Consider the following 15814-nt stretch of genomic DNA (forward strand, 5'->3'; position numbering starts at 1 on the left):
AGGTGGCCGGTACTTCGTACCTTTGTGCTTGGCTTTCACATTACGTTTATTCTAGTGAGTGACATGGAAACAAATACCGCATCAAACCTGGATTTTTCTACCATTACTTTTCCAAACAAACGCCGTCAGGCAGAAGATTTTGTGCCAATTGCCAAGGAAATCCGCCGCGACATCATTAAAATGCTGGTGCGCGCAGGGTCCGGGCACAGCGGAGGGCCCATGGGGTCGGCCGACATCTTTGCGGTACTCTACTTTGGCGGTGTGATGAACTATAATCCCGCAGATATGAATCAGCCGGACCGCGACAGGTTTGTTCTCTCGGCAGGACACATGGCGCCGGTCCTGTATGCGTCGCTGGCAAATGCCGGGTGCTTCCCCAAGGACGAGCTGGGTACACTGCGCAAATTCGGGTCGCGCCTGCAAGGGCATCCCGGACGTGATATGCATCTGCCGGGTATCGAAACATCAAGCGGTTCGCTTGGACAGGGAATCTCCATTGCCGTGGGTATGGCAATGGCCGATAAGCTGGTGGATCGAAACAGCCGGAAAGTGTTTGCATTAACGGGTGACGGTGAGCTGCAGGAAGGCAGTGTGTGGGAGGCTGCAATGGCGGCGTCGAACTACAATCTGGACAATTTCTGCTGGATTATTGATAATAACGACTGTCAGATCGACGGACGGTTGCCCGATGTGATGAATGTGTATCCCATCGACGACAAGTGTAAGGCCTTCGGCTTCGAGACGATTGTTGTGGACGGACACAACCATGCCGATTTGGTAAGGGGCTTTGATTTCTTCCTGGATAACCACAAAAAGGAAACCGGCAAGCCTACCTGCATCATCGCACGGTCATTCATGGGCCATGGCGTGAGCTTTATGAACGACAAGTTTGAGTGGCATGGTAAGCCCCCTTCAAAAGAACAGGCTGAACAAGCTCTTGCCGAACTGGCATAATGACGGTTTACACGATTGATTTTCTCCTCACCGGATTTTATTCCCTACTTCATTCTTGATCATGGAACTTCTTGGACAAAAACCTACTCGCTTTGGCTTTGGTGACGGACTTGTTGACCTGGGCGAAAAGTATGAAAACGTTGTTGTACTTGGTGGCGATATCACCGGTTCGGTGATGACGTCGCTGTTTAAAGATCGCTGGCCTGACCGCTTTTTTTCGGTTGGAATTGCTGAACAAAATGCAACGACCATTGCGGCGGGTCTTGCCCTTACCGGCAAAATTCCGTTCTTTGCCTCATACGGTGCTTTCTGCGCCTTCCGGAATGCTGACCAGTTGCGGATTTCAGTATGCTATAACGAAGCCAATGTTAAAATTGGCGGCGGACATGCCGGTATCAGCGTTGGTCCTGACGGTGCTACCCACCAGGTTCTGGAAGAAGTATCGTTCCTGCGTACGCTGCCACACATGACGCTGCTGGTTCCGTGTGACTACGAGCAGGCCCGCAAGGCAACGGTGGCTATGGGCGAGATGGTTGGTCCGGCATACATCCGCTTTGGCAGGTCGCCGGTGCCGATGTTTACCACCGAGAACACTCCGTTTGAAATTGGTAAGGCATACGTGTACCGCGATGGCACCGATGTTGCACTGGTTGCCAATGGCGCGATGGTATGGGAAGCCCTCACCGCCGCCGATTACCTGGCAAAACAAGGTATTCAGGCACGGGTCATTAATGCACCGTCAGTTAAACCGTTTGATTTTGAAACCATCACTGCGGCAGCCCGCGAATGCGGCTGTATTGTCACGGCCGAAGAGCATCAGCTCCATGGAGGTTTGGGCGGTGCTGTTGCCGAATGTACGGCAAAGAACTTCCCGGTGCCAATTGAATTTGTTGGCGTAAAAGATACGTTTGGCGGCTCCGGCGAGCCCGAAGAGCTGATGGAGAAGTTTGGTCTTACCTGGCGCGAAATCGTGGCTTCGGCCAAGATAGCCATGCAGCGTCGCGACAAGGGCAGCACCGGCGTTCGGGCCATTAAAGATGTCCCGGTTTTCGAATAACATCGCAATCACAGATCCGGTTTTGTTGCGTATCGCGGCAATTGCTCACGATGCAGGTGTGCAATGCTACGTGGTAGGGGGCTTTGTACGCGATGCCCTGCTCCAGAAAGATCGTAGCGATATTGATATTACGGTTATTGGTGATCCAGTTCGGTTCGCTCGGATGGTGGCCGATGCTTTTAAGTCGCAGACGGTGGAGTACGAGCGGTTTCGGACAGCGATGGTTCCGGCCTTTGGTAAGCAAATTGAATTTGTTGGAACCCGGCAGGAGGTGTACCGTGAGGGGTCGCGTAAGCCGATTGTTAAAGAGGGGACACTTGAAGACGACCTGCGCCGGCGTGACTTTACGGTGAACGCTATGGCAGCCTCGCTCTCGGCCGATTCCCTTGGCGATGTTGTTGATTTGTTTCATGGAGCCGAAGATCTCGCCAGGGGGCTACTGGTAACGCCGCTTGATCCGGAAGTTACCATGTCCGATGATCCGCTCCGGATGATGCGGGCTGCACGCTTTGCTTCTCAGTTGCAGTTCAATGTTGACGACGATGTTCTCAGAGCTATCCGTATGATGGCGTCCAGAATTACCATCGTCTCTCAGGAGCGGATAACAGATGAGTTATTAAAGATATTGCAAACCGAACGTCCGTCAGTAGGACTTAAAATTCTCTTCGACACAGGTCTTCTGCAGCACGTCTTCCCTGAAGTCCACAACCTTGCTGGTGTTGACTTAGTGATGAAGGGGGCTCAGGAATACGCCCATAAGGATGTGTTCCTGCACACTCTTAAAGTTGTTGATAATGTAAGCCGTATGTCGGACAACCTGTGGCTGCGGTTTGCAACACTGATGCATGATATTGCCAAGCCCCGTACCAAGAAATTTGTAGATGGGCATGGCTTTACATTTCACGGGCATGAAGACCTTGGAGCCCGGTGGCAGGATAAAATTTTCCGGCGGATGAAACTGCCGCTTGACCAGCTTGATTACGTAAAGAAATTAGTTATGCTGCACCAGCGTCCAATGCAACTGGTTGACGAAGGTGTAACCGATAGTGCAATCCGCAGGCTTGCCGTAAACGCCGGCGACGCTATTGATGACTTGTTTATGCTCTGCAGGGCCGACGTCACCACCAGAAACCCACGCCGGGCACAGCAATACCTGAAGAACTACGACATTGTCCAGGCAAAAGTTCACGATGTTGTAGAGCGCGACAACCTGCGCGCCTTCCAAAGCCCCGTTCGTGGAGAGGAAATCATGGAAATCACCGGACTGGATCCGTCGCGCACAGTAGGCTACATCAAGTGGATGATCGAAGAAGCAATTTTAGATGGCATCATCCCCAACGATCACGATGCAGCAAGAAAGTACATGCTCGCAAATCTCGACACATGGATGGCACAGGCCCCCACCGCACGGTTTTCACGCAGGGGGTAGCGGTCGCCCACACGAAACCCCGTAGGGGCGGATGGCATCCGCCCTCCACAAAACAACAAAACGATAATCCGGTGGGGCAACCCCGCGTGGTCGCCCAAACAAACCACCACCACATCCGGCACCGGGCGCCCGCCGTGCGCCCCTACGGTCCTCTTATCCAAAATCCTGTAAACCTGCCCCCCAAAGCCGCTGGGGTATGGAGCGGCCATGCGCCTTAACATTATGGTAAGTTGGTCTTAAAATCCCAATAAACTTGTTTTAGAAAAAGAACGTGAAGACAGGGCTCGAATAGATTCACGTCACATTTTCATGCCATTCACCACTCTATATCCAAAAGGTATCGAGGACTTTGAGTGATACAGCCAAGATTGCTTGATTTTCGTAGTATTGCGTGGTATAAAGAGTATTGCTAACAAAGTGCAATTGGTTTTTTGCAGAAAATCCAGCAAAGAAAACAATTTTAATGGGGATACAAGTATGAACAACGACACGAACGAAAAGATGATCGAAAATAATAACGGAAGTGGTCAGATTCCTCTTGTTGAGAAGATTCTCAATGAACCCCATTTTATTGACAGCCAGAGGCGAATCGACGAGATCTTACGCCTTCAATCGCTGTTTGAACTTGATGAGCAGCAGGCTGTACTTGTAGGGGCATCCGCTACCGTCGGTGTCCCCGTTACCTACAAATATGCAAAGCAATGAGCTTAAGCAACGGTTGGACAGAGATTTTTACCGATATATCTCGGTCACCATTTGATGTCGCCAGGCAGCGCTATTTACAGTTACTGTAACAAAAAACGGGCAGACATACAATTACATTCTATTCTGGTGCATTTACCAAAAGTCCGTTACCATTTACAGCCTCTATTAACGATGGTGACATAGAAGGTTTAATGAACGCATGCCACGGTTTGGCCACCAAGAAAGAAACGGGTCTTGATCTAATCCTCCATACACCGGGTGGTAGCATTGGCGCAACTGAGGCTATTGTTCATTATCTACGCCAGATGTTTGGTTGCAATATCAGAGTGATTGTACCACAAATCGCCATGTCGGCTGGAACGATGATCGCCCTGGCATCAAAAGAAATTATCCTCGGAAAACAGTCCAGTCTGGGTCCTATAGACCCACAGTTTAATGGTATACCTGCTAACTTGATAATCAAGGAGTTTACACAGGCGCAGCAGGAACTGAGCCAGGATCCCAGTCGTACGCCATACTGGCAAATACGCCTTGCTAAGTATCCAGCAACCTGGTTTTATCAAGCAGAACTTGCAGTCCGGCGAGCAAAAGAAAACGTTCGCCAGTGGTTGCTTTCGAATATGTTTGAGGGAAGAGGTCCGGATGCTGACACTATGGTCAACCATATCGTTACTCAGCTTTCTGACTCCGATGCAAACATGGCTCATGATCGGCATATCCATATAGCTGAGTTACTCGAGTTAGGTATTTGTGTGACCCTCATGGAAGATGATCAGGAATTGCAAGATTTGATACTTGCAGTTCATCATAGCACGTGCCTGACGTTATCAAATACCAACGTATATCGGATTATTGAGAACCATGAAGGACGAGTGAATGTTCTTAGCCACGGCTGACGATCTGAACTGTCTGTCAGTTATTTTATAGGCTGCGCAACGCAACCGGACGGCCGAGCTGTGAAGGTAGGTGGTGATGCATGAAGGTGGAAGAGGTGGGACCCAAAGGGCCGTAGTCCGTCCGTTTGGAATGTTGGCGTGTTTTTGATATGCAGATGGGTTGTGTTCAATGGTTTGTGTTAAACCGCAATGTTACCATTAAACCGTAGGGGCAACCCCACGTGGTTGCCCAGCGTGTACGGTACACACCGTGAATCACACGAAACCGTAGGGGCGACCCCACGTGGTTGCCCTCACGAAACACAATCAAAAACCAGGTTAAAAACCATTGAACTGTCTAGTGCTGGCGTGCGGCCGTGCGCCAGCACGTCTTCCTCGTCAATAATAATGAATCTGGCTCCCCCTCCCTAAACGCGCCTGCGCGTTTGGGGAGGGCGGGGGTGGGGCCGGGGCCTAATCCCGGAAATTTACTATCAGCTTTGTTTTTCCGCTGCCCCAGTCAATGCGTTCCAGCGATGATTTGTTTGCCGGCAGGTTGTAGGTGAGCGACTTGACGTACTGCACCGCCTTGGTACCGTAGATAACGGCACCGGTGCCGGGGAGTACGTCTTCGTCGTTGACCGGACCAAGTGGTATGTTGTTCAGAGTGATTGATGAGTTCATTGATTCGACTACGTCACCGTCTGTAAACTCTACTGCCTGCAACATGGTTACCGTTACTGTAGTTATCATTTTTTTGTCTTTCGACAATGTGCCGGAAATTGTTCCGGTTTTAAGTGATGTCATCTGACTGGTGATTCTATCTCTGCACTCAATAGTTGCCGAAAATGAATCTCCGTTCCAGACCAGTGCATCGCATGGTTCACGAGTCAGAGCGTATGCATTGAGAAAGGTTAAAAAGTTGGAACGGCTACCGTCGGACATTAGAATCGGACCCTTATTTTCTTCCGTCGGTTTAATTGAATAGTCGGCTATCTGAATAAAGAGATACCGCCACGGTGCACCAACAGTGATGGTTGTGGTTGCAGTGTCGATATCCTTGCCTTTGTCAAGGTCGTGCAGAATAATGCCAATCGTGAACTGACCGCCCTCCTCAAAGATGTGGCTGATTGTGCTGTCGCCGGTTACCGATATTGGTTTTTCGGATTCCGGGAAGTACCAGTCGAATCTGGCACGTTTGGGTGCAGTGCCGTTGGTGCGGGCGATGAATTTTACCTTGGCTCCGACATCCACAGTCGTATCTGCAGGCGTTATGGTAAGCCCCTTTCTCATAATTGTGAACCACTTGAAATCAATATATTTATCACTTTTCTTTGTTGGGGCGTTAACCGAGCCATACGCATACAGGCCGACGAGTTTTTCGCCGGTGTTTGTCAGAGTTGCTGTTATGGTGCCGGCTGATGCCGAACCAAATTTGTTGCCGTCAGGCGTGTAGAGTACGGCATCGATCAGGTTGTCGGACGGGTATTGGTACTCGCATGACGGACATCGTACCTGCAGTGAGATTTTTCCGTCGGCATCGGTAAACAGGGTATCACGAGCGGCTGCCTCAAACTCGTTTGTTTCAGGGTTTTTTTGGAAGAGCTGCCATTCCGGAAAGATATCATCTCCGATAGTAGATTTTTCTAATTTCTTCCATTCGGCATCTATTCCCTCGTGGTTAATCATTGCCGTCTTTGCTACGTAACGTATTCTTGGGAAGGGGTGTCCAAGGCTGCTTGCATTAGCCCCGCTGTAATAAGGTGAGAAGGTACTGCCGGCCGGTATTGTGATTTCGCGATTAGTTTTTCCGGGATAGTTCGGGTCGGCAACCCATACCTTTCCCTGACCCGCCTTGTAGGCAATGAGTGCGTGACCACCCACTTCGCCCCGAATTGTCACATATTGAGGCTTACCGGTAATCTTCATTCCATACACAAACGAGAGGTAGTGCAAACTGTCGGCCGAGTACGCCGACGTACCAACACTATCGAACCGCTTCAGCCATACAACTCTGTTATCCCAGTCGAGTTTCGACTGTACAACCGATGCGAGCCGGTAACCGCGTGAGTTGTCCTGCCACAGCTTCGGGTTTTCAGTCATACTGTAGCGGTTATACAGTGCCGGCAGGTGTTCCCGCTGTTTCTTCATCGTGAAGTACCACATTGCCGATATTGACTGCCCGGCACAGTGTCCGCCCGGTGCGATATACGACCCGTAGTTGGTGAACTCCCAGTCGTCTACACCCGGCGTAAAATTCGTATTCTGGATTCCCGAGAGTTCATTCTTATCTACCGAGGCTACAATAAGATCGACGTATGACTTTGAGCCCTGAATTCCCCCCTTGGTACCATCAGACAGACGCCTGCCTTCTACGTGGGCCGTGAGCAGGGTGATGGCATCATTTGCGAGTGACGATGCCGGAATGCCTTCCAGCTCGCCTGTTTCTTCGTCATAAAAGAAGCCCATTGCAAAGTGGTTTGGCGGCAGTGATATCGGAATGGTGATGGTAAAGGGGCTTTTGGCATAGCCCCCTCCGTTATCAATCCGAATCAGTGGTGTTAACGGGTTGAATGCGGTACCAAACGTATGCTTTACTACCGGTGCCGCCGAAACCGTGAAATGGACACCCTGCGAAAAGGCATCTGCGGGAGTGGTGATGGTAATACCGCCGGCGGCTGGTGACGATGAAACTGAGCCCCCTCCCGGCGGAAGCGAAAACGATTCGGATGCCGCACGGTCGCCTACGGTGATCGTGCCCGCATTCGGGTCGGAAGGTGAAACCGGAGAGTCGGTGGGGCAGCCTGTAAGTAACAGTGCAGCTATCGCTATTGCAAAAGCGGAAATGGTAGTACGCATGCGAGATTTTGGTGTGTGAACGATACTTACAAGTTAGATTTTGCTCCTGTCCGGAACAATGACTTTTGTCACACTGTACGCGTAAAACCGGAGGGTTTATAGTCACTTCACTCTGTCGGATAAGTAGCTTTGTACAACAGATTAGTGAGAATCACTGAAGGAATATCGTGGCATCGATAATAGAGTACGGTGGCATTACTCCCAAACTGCATGAATCGGTATTTGTGGCTCATGGCGCCGTTATTCTGGGCGACGTTGAGATTGGTGAACACAGCTCGGTATGGTTTAACTGCGTGCTGCGTGGCGATGTACACGAAATCCGTATTGGCAGCCGTACCAATATCCAAGATCTTACCATGTGCCATACCACCTATAACAAACATCCGCTGCATATAGGCAACAACGTTACTATCGGACACCATGCGATGCTGCATGGATGTACCGTTGGCAACAGTGTTCTGGTAGGCATGCAGGCTACGTTGCTTGATGGATCGGTGATCGGGAATTACAGCATGGTGGCCGCAGGTACCGTTGTACGGCAGGGCTTTGTTGTGCCTGACGGTGTTCTGGTTGCCGGTGTACCCGGCAAGATCATCCGTGAGCTTACGCAGCAGGAACGTACGTTTCTTGATGAAAGTGCGCAAAACTATATCGACTACATTCACAGTTACCGAAATCATTACAACGTTAGAACTCAACGGGGGCACCAATGAAAAAAACAAAAGCATCGCTCGGCGGAGCACTTACCACGATATTAATCTTTACTGCCATCGGTGTGCTTGGAATGGCGTTCGCCGGCTTCTACACCGGTGAATGGCTGTATTTTGTGGCCGGCGGACTCTTTGCAATTAGCGGTGTAAGCGGCGTGTTTGTTGTGAGGGCATTGCGGGCTACCATTGAAAAGAACAAGTAAGCGATACCAGGATAAAAACAAAATAGGTTACAATAAATATAATGAATTCACTGCTGCCCAATTTCAGATCTGAGGTAAGCATATCCGTTCACACTGCTGAATCGGAACAGATGCTCATCCTGAACGATCCGTATGGTATTGCCGACGGACCCATCATGCTGCACCCCGACATGGTGCATATTCTGGAACATTGCGATGGCGAAACATCCTGGGAAGCATTTGCTGACGCCATGGGAATCCCGGCCGACAGTGCCGAGATTGCCAATGCAAGGATGTTTATCCGGCAACTGGATACCATGGGCTACTTTGAAACACCCCGTCTGGCTGAACTCCGCACACACATGGAAAACGCCTGGAACAGCAGTTCTCTCAGACCTCCCGTTTGCGCCGGAAGTACCTATCCCGCAGACCCCGACGAGCTGAAACAACTGCTGGATACCATGGACTCCCTGAACAGTCAGCCCGCACAGCCCTGCTCCGCCGCACTTGTCCCGCATATTGACTTTCGGGTAGCAGGCCAGGCATACGCCCACGGACTTCAGGCAATTCGTGGCCTGAATGCCGACATTGTTTTCATGATCGGTACCTCGCATTACTGGGCCGATACCATGGTGATCCTTACCAACAAATCATACACCACTCCGCTGGGGACGCTGCAGACCGACACCCACGTTGTTGATGAACTTCGCACAGAACTTTTGGGAAAGGGGCTTGGGCTTGCCTCCACTGATGTTGCCCATAAACCCGAACATTCACTTGAACTCCACGCAGTGCTCCTCCAGCACGTGTACCCGTCACGCCCGATCAGAGTTGTACCCGTCCTGGTTGCCGACACCGGGCTGGACCCTAATGAAGCAGCCCGACAGATGCAGGCTGTTGCCGAAGCATGCCGGACCGTTGCCGGCCGGTGCACCGGGAAAGTTGGCTGGCTTATCAGCGGCGATATGTCGCACTATGGCCTCCGGTTTGGTCATAACCAAGCCGCTGAAACCATGGTGCAAGGCGTCCACGATACCGACGCCGAACTGCTGAACCTGCTTGCATCCGGTGATACCAGCAGCTTCCATACCCGTATCTCCAACAGCGGAAACTACACCAACATCTGCGGCTACGTACCCCTGATGGTAGGTTTGCAAGCCTGCAACGCCGGCACCGGCACAACCATGCACCATGCACTATGGAACGATGCCGAAACCGGCAGCGCCGTCAGCTTTGCCGTGATGTCATGGTAACGAAACCATAGCCCCCTCCAAAAATTCCTTTCCCTCCTTGCCGATTATCCAAACTTTCCGTACTTTTGCAGGCTCTAATCGTTTCAACGTATTATCAAAGCTCCCCGTGGGGAGGACTTGTATGTCACATAACCAGAAAATCACAAATTCACTGCGCAAGGAAGATGCCACGCACAACTGGTGGGTGGTAGATGCTGCAGGGCAGACAGTAGGCCGCCTGGCAACCCAGGTAGCCACACTTTTACGCGGTAAGCATAAACCTGACTTTACCCCTCACGTTGATAACGGCGACTTTGTTGTTGTTATTAATGCAGAGCAGATTGTTATGCAGGGGAAGCGTGCCGAGCAGAAAACGTACTTCCACTATACCGGATACCCGGGCGGTGGCAGGGTGCGGACGTTTAAGGATCTTAAGGAAAACAAACCCGAAGAGATCGTAGAACTGGCGGTACGTGGCATGCTGCCGAAAACCAGCCTTGGCCGTGCCATTGGCAAGAAGCTCAAGGTGTACCGCAGCAGCGAGCATCCGCACGAAGCACAGCAGCCCAAACCATTTGCCCTAAAGGCCTGATACCGACATTAACTGAACGAGAATAGCATGAAGACATATTCAGGAACCGGACGTCGGAAAACAAGCGTAGCCCAGGTACGGCTGATGAGCGGTACAGGCAACGTACTGATTAACCGGTCAGCTCTGGAAGATTATTTTCCAATTGAAACATACAGGCAGGACGCACTGCTGCCCATGGTATTAACCGGCACCAATAAGCAGTTCGACGTGAACGTGAACGTTCGCGGCGGTGGCAAGGCCGGTCAGGCAGGAGCCGTACGCCTTGGCGTTGCCAGGGCGCTGCTGGATTACAACGAAGAGTTCCGTACCGTGCTGCGTCCGGCGGGCGTACTTACCCGCGACCCCCGTATGGTTGAGCGTAAAAAGTACGGTCAGAAAAAAGCACGGAAGCGCTTCCAGTTCTCCAAGCGGTAATGCTTACCTGCACTGTCCGCCGGGTTTCCCTGCGGACAGTGCGTTTACACAGAAATTACAACACCATGCCTGTGGAGACAAAGCCACGGACGCCCCTCGGGGGTGCGGCTGCGTTGACGAAGCAGGCACACGATTATCCACCAATTTACTCGAGGTTTACTATGGCGGTTGTCACCGTCGAAGCTCTTCTGGAAGCCGGCGCCCATTTTGGACACCTGACGCGCCGCTGGAATCCCAAAATGCGCAACTTCATCTTCATGGAGCGTAACGGGATCCACATCATTGATTTACGGAAAACCCAGCTCTTGCTGGATATAGCACGCGAGGCTGCCTACGATGTGGCATCGCACGGTCGCGGTGTTCTCTTTGTAGGCACCAAGAACCAGGCGCGTCCCGCCATTGAAGCAGAAGCACGCCGGAGTGGTTCGAATTACGTCAGCGAGCGCTGGCTGGGCGGCATGCTTACCAACTTTAGCACCATCCGCAAGTCCATCAAACGTTTGAGCGCCATCGACAAAATGGAAGTTGACGGCACCTTTGAGAAGATTACCAAGAAGGAACGGTTGATGCTGAGCCGCGAACGCGAACGTTTACGTAAGGTGTTTGGCGGTATCGAAGACATGACGCGGATCCCGGGTTTGCTGTTCGTGGTTGACACCAAGCGTGAGCACCTGGCAATCAAGGAAGCCAAAATCCTGGGCATCCCCGTGGTTGGCATCGTTGATACCAACAGCGATCCCGAAGAAGTTGATTATCCGATACCTGCCAATGACGACTCGATTCATACAATTGACATCATGGCAAAGGTGATTGCCGATGCCGTGCTCCAGGGCAGGGAAATTGCCCGCGTAAAAGCCGCCGATACCGCAGCTTCCGGCGAAATGCTCGCCAAGGAAACCGAGCAGACAGATGACGGCAAGGTACGCCGTCAGATGCGCGGCCGACGCAAGGCAGAGTCGGGCGAAGCCGAGGGCTAAGCCCCGACCCAAACGCCGGGCCGGCACCCGCAACCCGTACCACCGGCACGGCATTACTCTTCAACAAGTTTTAACGATTATCACAACGGAATAACTACCATGGCAATAACTGCAGCAGATGTAAAAGAACTGCGCGATAAAACAGGCGCCGGAATGGCGGACTGTAAACGAGCCCTTGAAGAATCGAACGGCGATACCCAGGCAGCTATCGAATGGCTGCGCAAACGCGGTGCTGCCTCGATGGCTAAGCGTGCCGACAGGCAGGCTAAAGAAGGTGTTGTGGTTACATTAACAACGCCGGATTGTAAGACGGCATCAATAATTGAACTTAACTGCGAAACCGACTTCGTGGCACGCAACGAAGATTTTGTTGCCTTTGCCAATGCCATCGCACAGTGCGTTCTGGATAACCCGGTGAAAACCGAAGACGACGTGTGGGCGCTGAGTTACAACGGAACACCCCTGAAGAATATGCGTGACGAAATTCTGGCAAAGTTCTCTGAGAAGATCGAACTGAGCCGGTTTGAACACGTTACCACCAGCGGTTACCTGACCGACTATGTACACATGGGTTCGCGCCTGGGTGTACTGGTAGAATTTGCACCCGCAATATCGAACGATAATGCCAAGCCCCTTTCCCGTGACATCGCAATGCAGGTTGCCGCCATGGCTCCCGGCTTTGTTGAACGCAGTCAGGTAAACACCGACGTGCTTGCCAAGGAGCTCGAGATTTACAAGCAACAGGCAATGGAAGAAGGTAAAAAAGAAGATATTGCCGAGCGCATCGCCCAGGGCAGGCTTGGCAAATTCTATGAAGAAAACGTCCTTGTAGAGCAAACCTTTATTAAAGACTCTGCCAAAAAAGTCAGTGATGTTGTAGCTGAAATCGGCAAACTGGAAGGCAGCACCATTTCGGTTGTGAGCTTCCGCAGATATAACGTTGGCGAATCTGTTTAACACCCGGAACCACCACTGATGCAGCCACGATATCGCAGGGTACTGTTAAAACTGAGCGGAGAATCACTCATGGGGTCGCAGTCCTTTGGGATCGACCCCATCGTAATTCGCAGCTATGCCGAAGAGGTCCGCTCAATCGTGGAATTAGGCGTTCAGGTGGGAATCGTGCTGGGCGGCGGCAATATCTTTAGAGGTGTACAGGCTGCCGCTGCTGGGATCGACCAGGTATCGGGCGACCACATGGGCATGCTTGCCACCGTCATTAACTGCATTGCACTGCAGAATGCACTGGAAGCTCTTAGTGTGCCGGTACGACTGCAGACGGCAATCAGAATGGAGCAGGTGGCCGAAACCTTTATTCGCCGTCGCGCTCTGCGTCACCTTGAAAAAGGCCGGGTGGTAATCTTTGGCGCCGGTACCGGCAATCCCTACTTTACCACCGATACCGCTGCCGTACTCCGTGCCAGTGAAATCGATGCCGATGTGGTGCTCAAGGGGACGCGGGTTGACGGCGTGTACGACAAAGACCCCGAAAAGCATGCTGATGCCGTGAAGTTTACCACGATTTCGTATTCCGATGCGCTGCAGCGCGGCCTCCGGATTATGGATCTTACAGCAATCACCATGGCACAGGAAAACAAGAAACCCATTGTAGTTTTTAACATTAACGGGCGCGGGAACCTGCGCAAGTTGGTTACGGGCGACGACGTTGGGTCAACCGTCCTCTGAGCCCGCCCGCACCTACTGATTACTGTCAACGATAAAAGGGAACTACCATGCCAGTACAGGATATTGTAAAAGCTTCGTCAGACCTGATGAAAAAATCCGTGGAACACTTAGAACAACAGTTTGCCAAGGTGCGCACCGGCAGGGCGTCGGCAGCACTGGTGGACTCGGTGCGCGTGGACTACTACGGATCGCCCACGCCAATCAGTCAGGTGGGCGGTATCAGTACACCCGATGCCCGCACACTGGTTATTCAGCCCTGGGATGCCGGTACCGTATCGGCCATCGAAAAAGCCATCCTGGCGGCCAACCTTGGTTTAACCCCGCAGAGCGACGGACAGATAATCCGCATTACCGTGCCGCCACTGACCGAGGAACGTCGGAAAGACATCGTTAAACAGTGCAAAAAAATGGCAGAGGATGCCAAATTAGCCGTACGAAACGTCCGCCGTGATGCCAACGAAGACCTCAGGAAAGCCGAAAAAACCGAGCACTTCTCCGAAGACGAACGCAAACGCGGTGAAGACGACGTCCAAAAAAACACCGACCGCTTTGTAAAAGACATTGACCACCTGCTTGCCGAAAAAGAACAGCAGGTCATGAACGAATAACATGTCGGACGCCGGCACTCCGAACACGCCACTTGCCGTTGTACTCCTCTCCGGTGGCATGGACTCCTGTGTAACCCTTGCCCATGCCATTGAAAGGGGCTTTGGTATCGCGGCACTCCATGTGAACTACGGCCAGCGCACGCAGCAGCGCGAACTTCAGGCCTTTACCGATATCTGCGAATACTACGGTATCAGCCGCACCCTGGTGGTTAACATCTCGCACCTTGCCCAGATTGGCGGCTCTGCGCTTACCGATACCGGCATTGATGTTCCGCCGGGTGACCCCGAATCTGCACGCATCCCTGTAACCTACGTACCCTTCCGGAACGCCAACATCCTTGCCATTGCGGTAAGCTGGGCCGAAGTTCTCGGCGCCGACGCTATCTTTATTGGTGCTGTAGAGGAAGACAGCAGCGGATACCCCGACTGCCGTGAAGTCTTCTTCCGCGCCTTTGAGCAGGTTATTGCCACCGGCTCTGCCACCGGCAGTACCATAAGCATCCACACCCCGCTGCTCCACCGTACCAAGGCCGACATTGTAACAATGGGAATCGGCCTGAGTGCTCCTCTGCACCTAACATGGTCGTGCTACCAGAACAACACCTATGCCTGTGGCACGTGCGACTCCTGCATGCTCCGCCTGAAAGGCTTCGCCGCTGCCGGTATGACCGACAGTATTGTATATCAGCCCTAAACCGGAACGCTTCAGTAAAAATACCGCCTTTCGGGTATTGTGTCATGACCCGAAATTTCAGGTTTCCGGCTGCCTTTGAAAAAAAGTTACGGACTGTTTGAAAAATACGCGTATAAATACTGAACGCTGGGGATTTTGAATTTTCAATATTTGCTCTCTGATTTTTGGGGGGGCCCTGAGATTTATGGTACATACGTCACGGAGCCTTGCCATCATAACTGAAGCGAGGGACTATGAACAAACTTTGTTTACGTTTTCTTTTCGTTTTCTGCTTTGCTGCCACGGCTGCACTTGCGCAAACACAACTCCCGTGGAGTGTTGTTGGCAGTGGCGGTGGTATAGGAGCCCAGGCCGGACAGCGTCTGCTGTCGGGGACAATAGGCCAGCCCCTTATCGGCATTGTTGCCGTTACCAATGGCAGCAAGCTTAGTCAGGGTTTCTGGCTCCCCATTCCTGACACCCTGGTTTCAGTTTCCGAAAGTGACGGCGGCACCCAACTGGCTGCCGATGTTACCAACTATCCAAACCCGTTTTCCAGTACCACCACCATCCGGTTCAGTACGCCTCTTGAGGGCGCCATCCAGGTTAATGTTTATGACCTGGCCGGCAACCGTGTGCGGTCAATCCGCACCGAGCTGTCGCTTGCCGGTGGTCAGGAAATCGTGTTTGACGGATTAACCGACAACGGTGCTCCCCTCGGGTCGGGCACCTATCTCTACGAGGTAACCGGCATTGGTCTCGACGGCCAGCCGTTCCGTAAGATTCAGCGACTCACCATCGTTCGGTAATTCGTTTCCGTTTATCAAGCAAGAAAAGAAATTAATTTATCACAGCCGTTTT

General features: G+C 52.0%; 17 protein-coding genes. 16 read left to right on the forward strand and 1 reads right to left on the reverse strand.

From position 1 onward, the window contains the following. Nucleotides 1-63 precede the first annotated feature (63 nt). The 5 genes from HRU79_08235 to HRU79_08255 all read left to right on the forward strand — a co-directional run bounded on the left by HRU79_08235 (nt 64) and on the right by HRU79_08255 (nt 5041). The gene (locus HRU79_08235) at nt 64-954 is read left to right on the forward strand and encodes a transketolase (GenBank protein QOJ26635.1); all 891 of its coding nucleotides are present in this window, start codon (nt 64-66) and stop codon (nt 952-954) included. A 61-nt stretch (nt 955-1015) separates the two neighbouring features. Beyond that, entirely contained in the window at nt 1016-2011 is a 996-nt protein-coding gene (locus HRU79_08240; GenBank protein ID QOJ26636.1) for a transketolase family protein, read from the forward strand. After that, nucleotides 1992-3440, forward strand: a complete 1449-nt coding sequence (locus HRU79_08245; GenBank protein QOJ26637.1) for an HD domain-containing protein — start codon at nt 1992-1994, stop codon at nt 3438-3440. The genes HRU79_08240 and HRU79_08245 overlap by 20 nt, the downstream gene beginning before the upstream one ends. A 477-nt stretch (nt 3441-3917) precedes the next feature. After that, a complete protein-coding gene (locus HRU79_08250) occupies nt 3918-4145 on the forward strand; it encodes a hypothetical protein (protein QOJ26638.1) in 228 nt (75 codons plus the stop codon). A gap of 191 nt (nt 4146-4336) precedes the next feature. After that, a complete protein-coding gene (locus HRU79_08255) occupies nt 4337-5041 on the forward strand; it encodes an ATP-dependent Clp protease proteolytic subunit (GenBank protein QOJ26639.1) in 705 nt (234 codons plus the stop codon). Nucleotides 5042-5494: 453 nt separating this feature from the next. Here HRU79_08255 and HRU79_08260 read toward each other — a convergent pair whose 3' ends face one another. Continuing rightward, the gene (locus HRU79_08260; protein ID QOJ26640.1) at nt 5495-7879 is read right to left on the reverse strand and encodes a hypothetical protein; all 2385 of its coding nucleotides are present in this window, start codon (nt 7877-7879) and stop codon (nt 5495-5497) included. A 167-nt stretch (nt 7880-8046) separates the two neighbouring features. Here HRU79_08260 and HRU79_08265 point away from each other — a divergent pair, with 167 nt between their 5' ends. From HRU79_08265 to HRU79_08315, 11 genes are all read left to right on the forward strand, one after another. Further along, complete coding sequence (locus tag HRU79_08265) at nt 8047-8592, forward strand: gamma carbonic anhydrase family protein (GenBank protein ID QOJ26641.1); 546 nt, start codon at nt 8047-8049, stop codon at nt 8590-8592. Then, entirely contained in the window at nt 8589-8792 is a 204-nt protein-coding gene (locus HRU79_08270; protein ID QOJ26642.1) for a hypothetical protein, read from the forward strand. Before HRU79_08265 ends, HRU79_08270 begins: the two co-directional genes overlap by 4 nt. 41 nt (nt 8793-8833) lie before the next feature. Beyond that, nucleotides 8834-10024 carry an AmmeMemoRadiSam system protein B gene (gene amrB / locus HRU79_08275; GenBank protein QOJ26643.1) on the forward strand — a complete coding sequence of 397 codons (1191 nt, stop codon included), beginning with the start codon at nt 8834-8836 and terminating at the stop codon, nt 10022-10024. A gap of 121 nt (nt 10025-10145) precedes the next feature. After that, a complete protein-coding gene (rplM, locus tag HRU79_08280) occupies nt 10146-10595 on the forward strand; it encodes a 50S ribosomal protein L13 (GenBank protein QOJ26644.1) in 450 nt (149 codons plus the stop codon). A gap of 27 nt (nt 10596-10622) precedes the next feature. After that, nucleotides 10623-11009: a 30S ribosomal protein S9 gene (rpsI, locus tag HRU79_08285; GenBank protein QOJ26645.1), complete on the forward strand. Its 387-nt coding sequence runs from the start codon at nt 10623-10625 to the stop codon at nt 11007-11009. Nucleotides 11010-11170: 161 nt separating this feature from the next. After that, complete coding sequence (rpsB, locus tag HRU79_08290) at nt 11171-11986, forward strand: 30S ribosomal protein S2 (GenBank protein ID QOJ26646.1); 816 nt, start codon at nt 11171-11173, stop codon at nt 11984-11986. A gap of 99 nt (nt 11987-12085) precedes the next feature. Next, nucleotides 12086-12943 (forward strand): elongation factor Ts, encoded by an 858-nt coding sequence (locus tag HRU79_08295; GenBank protein QOJ26647.1) that lies wholly within the window; start codon nt 12086-12088, stop codon nt 12941-12943. 15 nt (nt 12944-12958) lie between these two features. Then, nucleotides 12959-13672 carry a UMP kinase gene (locus HRU79_08300; protein ID QOJ27304.1) on the forward strand — a complete coding sequence of 238 codons (714 nt, stop codon included), beginning with the start codon at nt 12959-12961 and terminating at the stop codon, nt 13670-13672. Nucleotides 13673-13719: 47 nt separating this feature from the next. After that, nucleotides 13720-14280: a ribosome recycling factor gene (gene frr, locus HRU79_08305; protein QOJ26648.1), complete on the forward strand. Its 561-nt coding sequence runs from the start codon at nt 13720-13722 to the stop codon at nt 14278-14280. A 1-nt stretch (nt 14281) separates the two neighbouring features. Then, entirely contained in the window at nt 14282-14974 is a 693-nt protein-coding gene (gene queC, locus HRU79_08310; GenBank protein ID QOJ26649.1) for a 7-cyano-7-deazaguanine synthase QueC, read from the forward strand. Between the two features lie 233 nt (nt 14975-15207). Next, nucleotides 15208-15762, forward strand: coding sequence for a T9SS type A sorting domain-containing protein (locus tag HRU79_08315; protein ID QOJ26650.1), 555 nt, complete (start codon nt 15208-15210; stop codon nt 15760-15762). Nucleotides 15763-15814 lie beyond the last annotated feature (52 nt).

It is taken from the genome of Ignavibacteria bacterium, from assembly GCA_015709655.1.
GTDB lineage: Bacteria > Bacteroidota > Ignavibacteria > Kapaibacteriales > Kapaibacteriaceae > OLB6.

Bases quoted from the DNA above. Each gene is read 5' to 3' on its own strand.
- HRU79_08235 (QOJ26635.1), top strand. From the start codon at position 64: ATGGAAACAAATACCGCATCAAACCTGGATTTTTCTACCATTACTTTT.
- HRU79_08240 (QOJ26636.1), top strand. From the start codon at position 1,016: ATGGAACTTCTTGGACAAAAACCTACTCGCTTTGGCTTTGGTGACGGA.
- HRU79_08245 (QOJ26637.1), top strand. From the start codon at position 1,992: ATGTCCCGGTTTTCGAATAACATCGCAATCACAGATCCGGTTTTGTTG.
- HRU79_08250 (QOJ26638.1), top strand. From the start codon at position 3,918: ATGAACAACGACACGAACGAAAAGATGATCGAAAATAATAACGGAAGT.
- HRU79_08255 (QOJ26639.1), top strand. From the start codon at position 4,337: ATGAACGCATGCCACGGTTTGGCCACCAAGAAAGAAACGGGTCTTGAT.
- HRU79_08260 (QOJ26640.1), bottom strand. From the start codon at position 7,879: ATGCGTACTACCATTTCCGCTTTTGCAATAGCGATAGCTGCACTGTTA.
- HRU79_08270 (QOJ26642.1), top strand. From the start codon at position 8,589: ATGAAAAAAACAAAAGCATCGCTCGGCGGAGCACTTACCACGATATTA.
- amrB (QOJ26643.1), top strand. From the start codon at position 8,834: ATGAATTCACTGCTGCCCAATTTCAGATCTGAGGTAAGCATATCCGTT.
- rplM (QOJ26644.1), top strand. From the start codon at position 10,146: ATGTCACATAACCAGAAAATCACAAATTCACTGCGCAAGGAAGATGCC.
- rpsI (QOJ26645.1), top strand. From the start codon at position 10,623: ATGAAGACATATTCAGGAACCGGACGTCGGAAAACAAGCGTAGCCCAG.
- rpsB (QOJ26646.1), top strand. From the start codon at position 11,171: ATGGCGGTTGTCACCGTCGAAGCTCTTCTGGAAGCCGGCGCCCATTTT.
- HRU79_08295 (QOJ26647.1), top strand. From the start codon at position 12,086: ATGGCAATAACTGCAGCAGATGTAAAAGAACTGCGCGATAAAACAGGC.
- frr (QOJ26648.1), top strand. From the start codon at position 13,720: ATGCCAGTACAGGATATTGTAAAAGCTTCGTCAGACCTGATGAAAAAA.
- queC (QOJ26649.1), top strand. From the start codon at position 14,282: ATGTCGGACGCCGGCACTCCGAACACGCCACTTGCCGTTGTACTCCTC.
- HRU79_08315 (QOJ26650.1), top strand. From the start codon at position 15,208: ATGAACAAACTTTGTTTACGTTTTCTTTTCGTTTTCTGCTTTGCTGCC.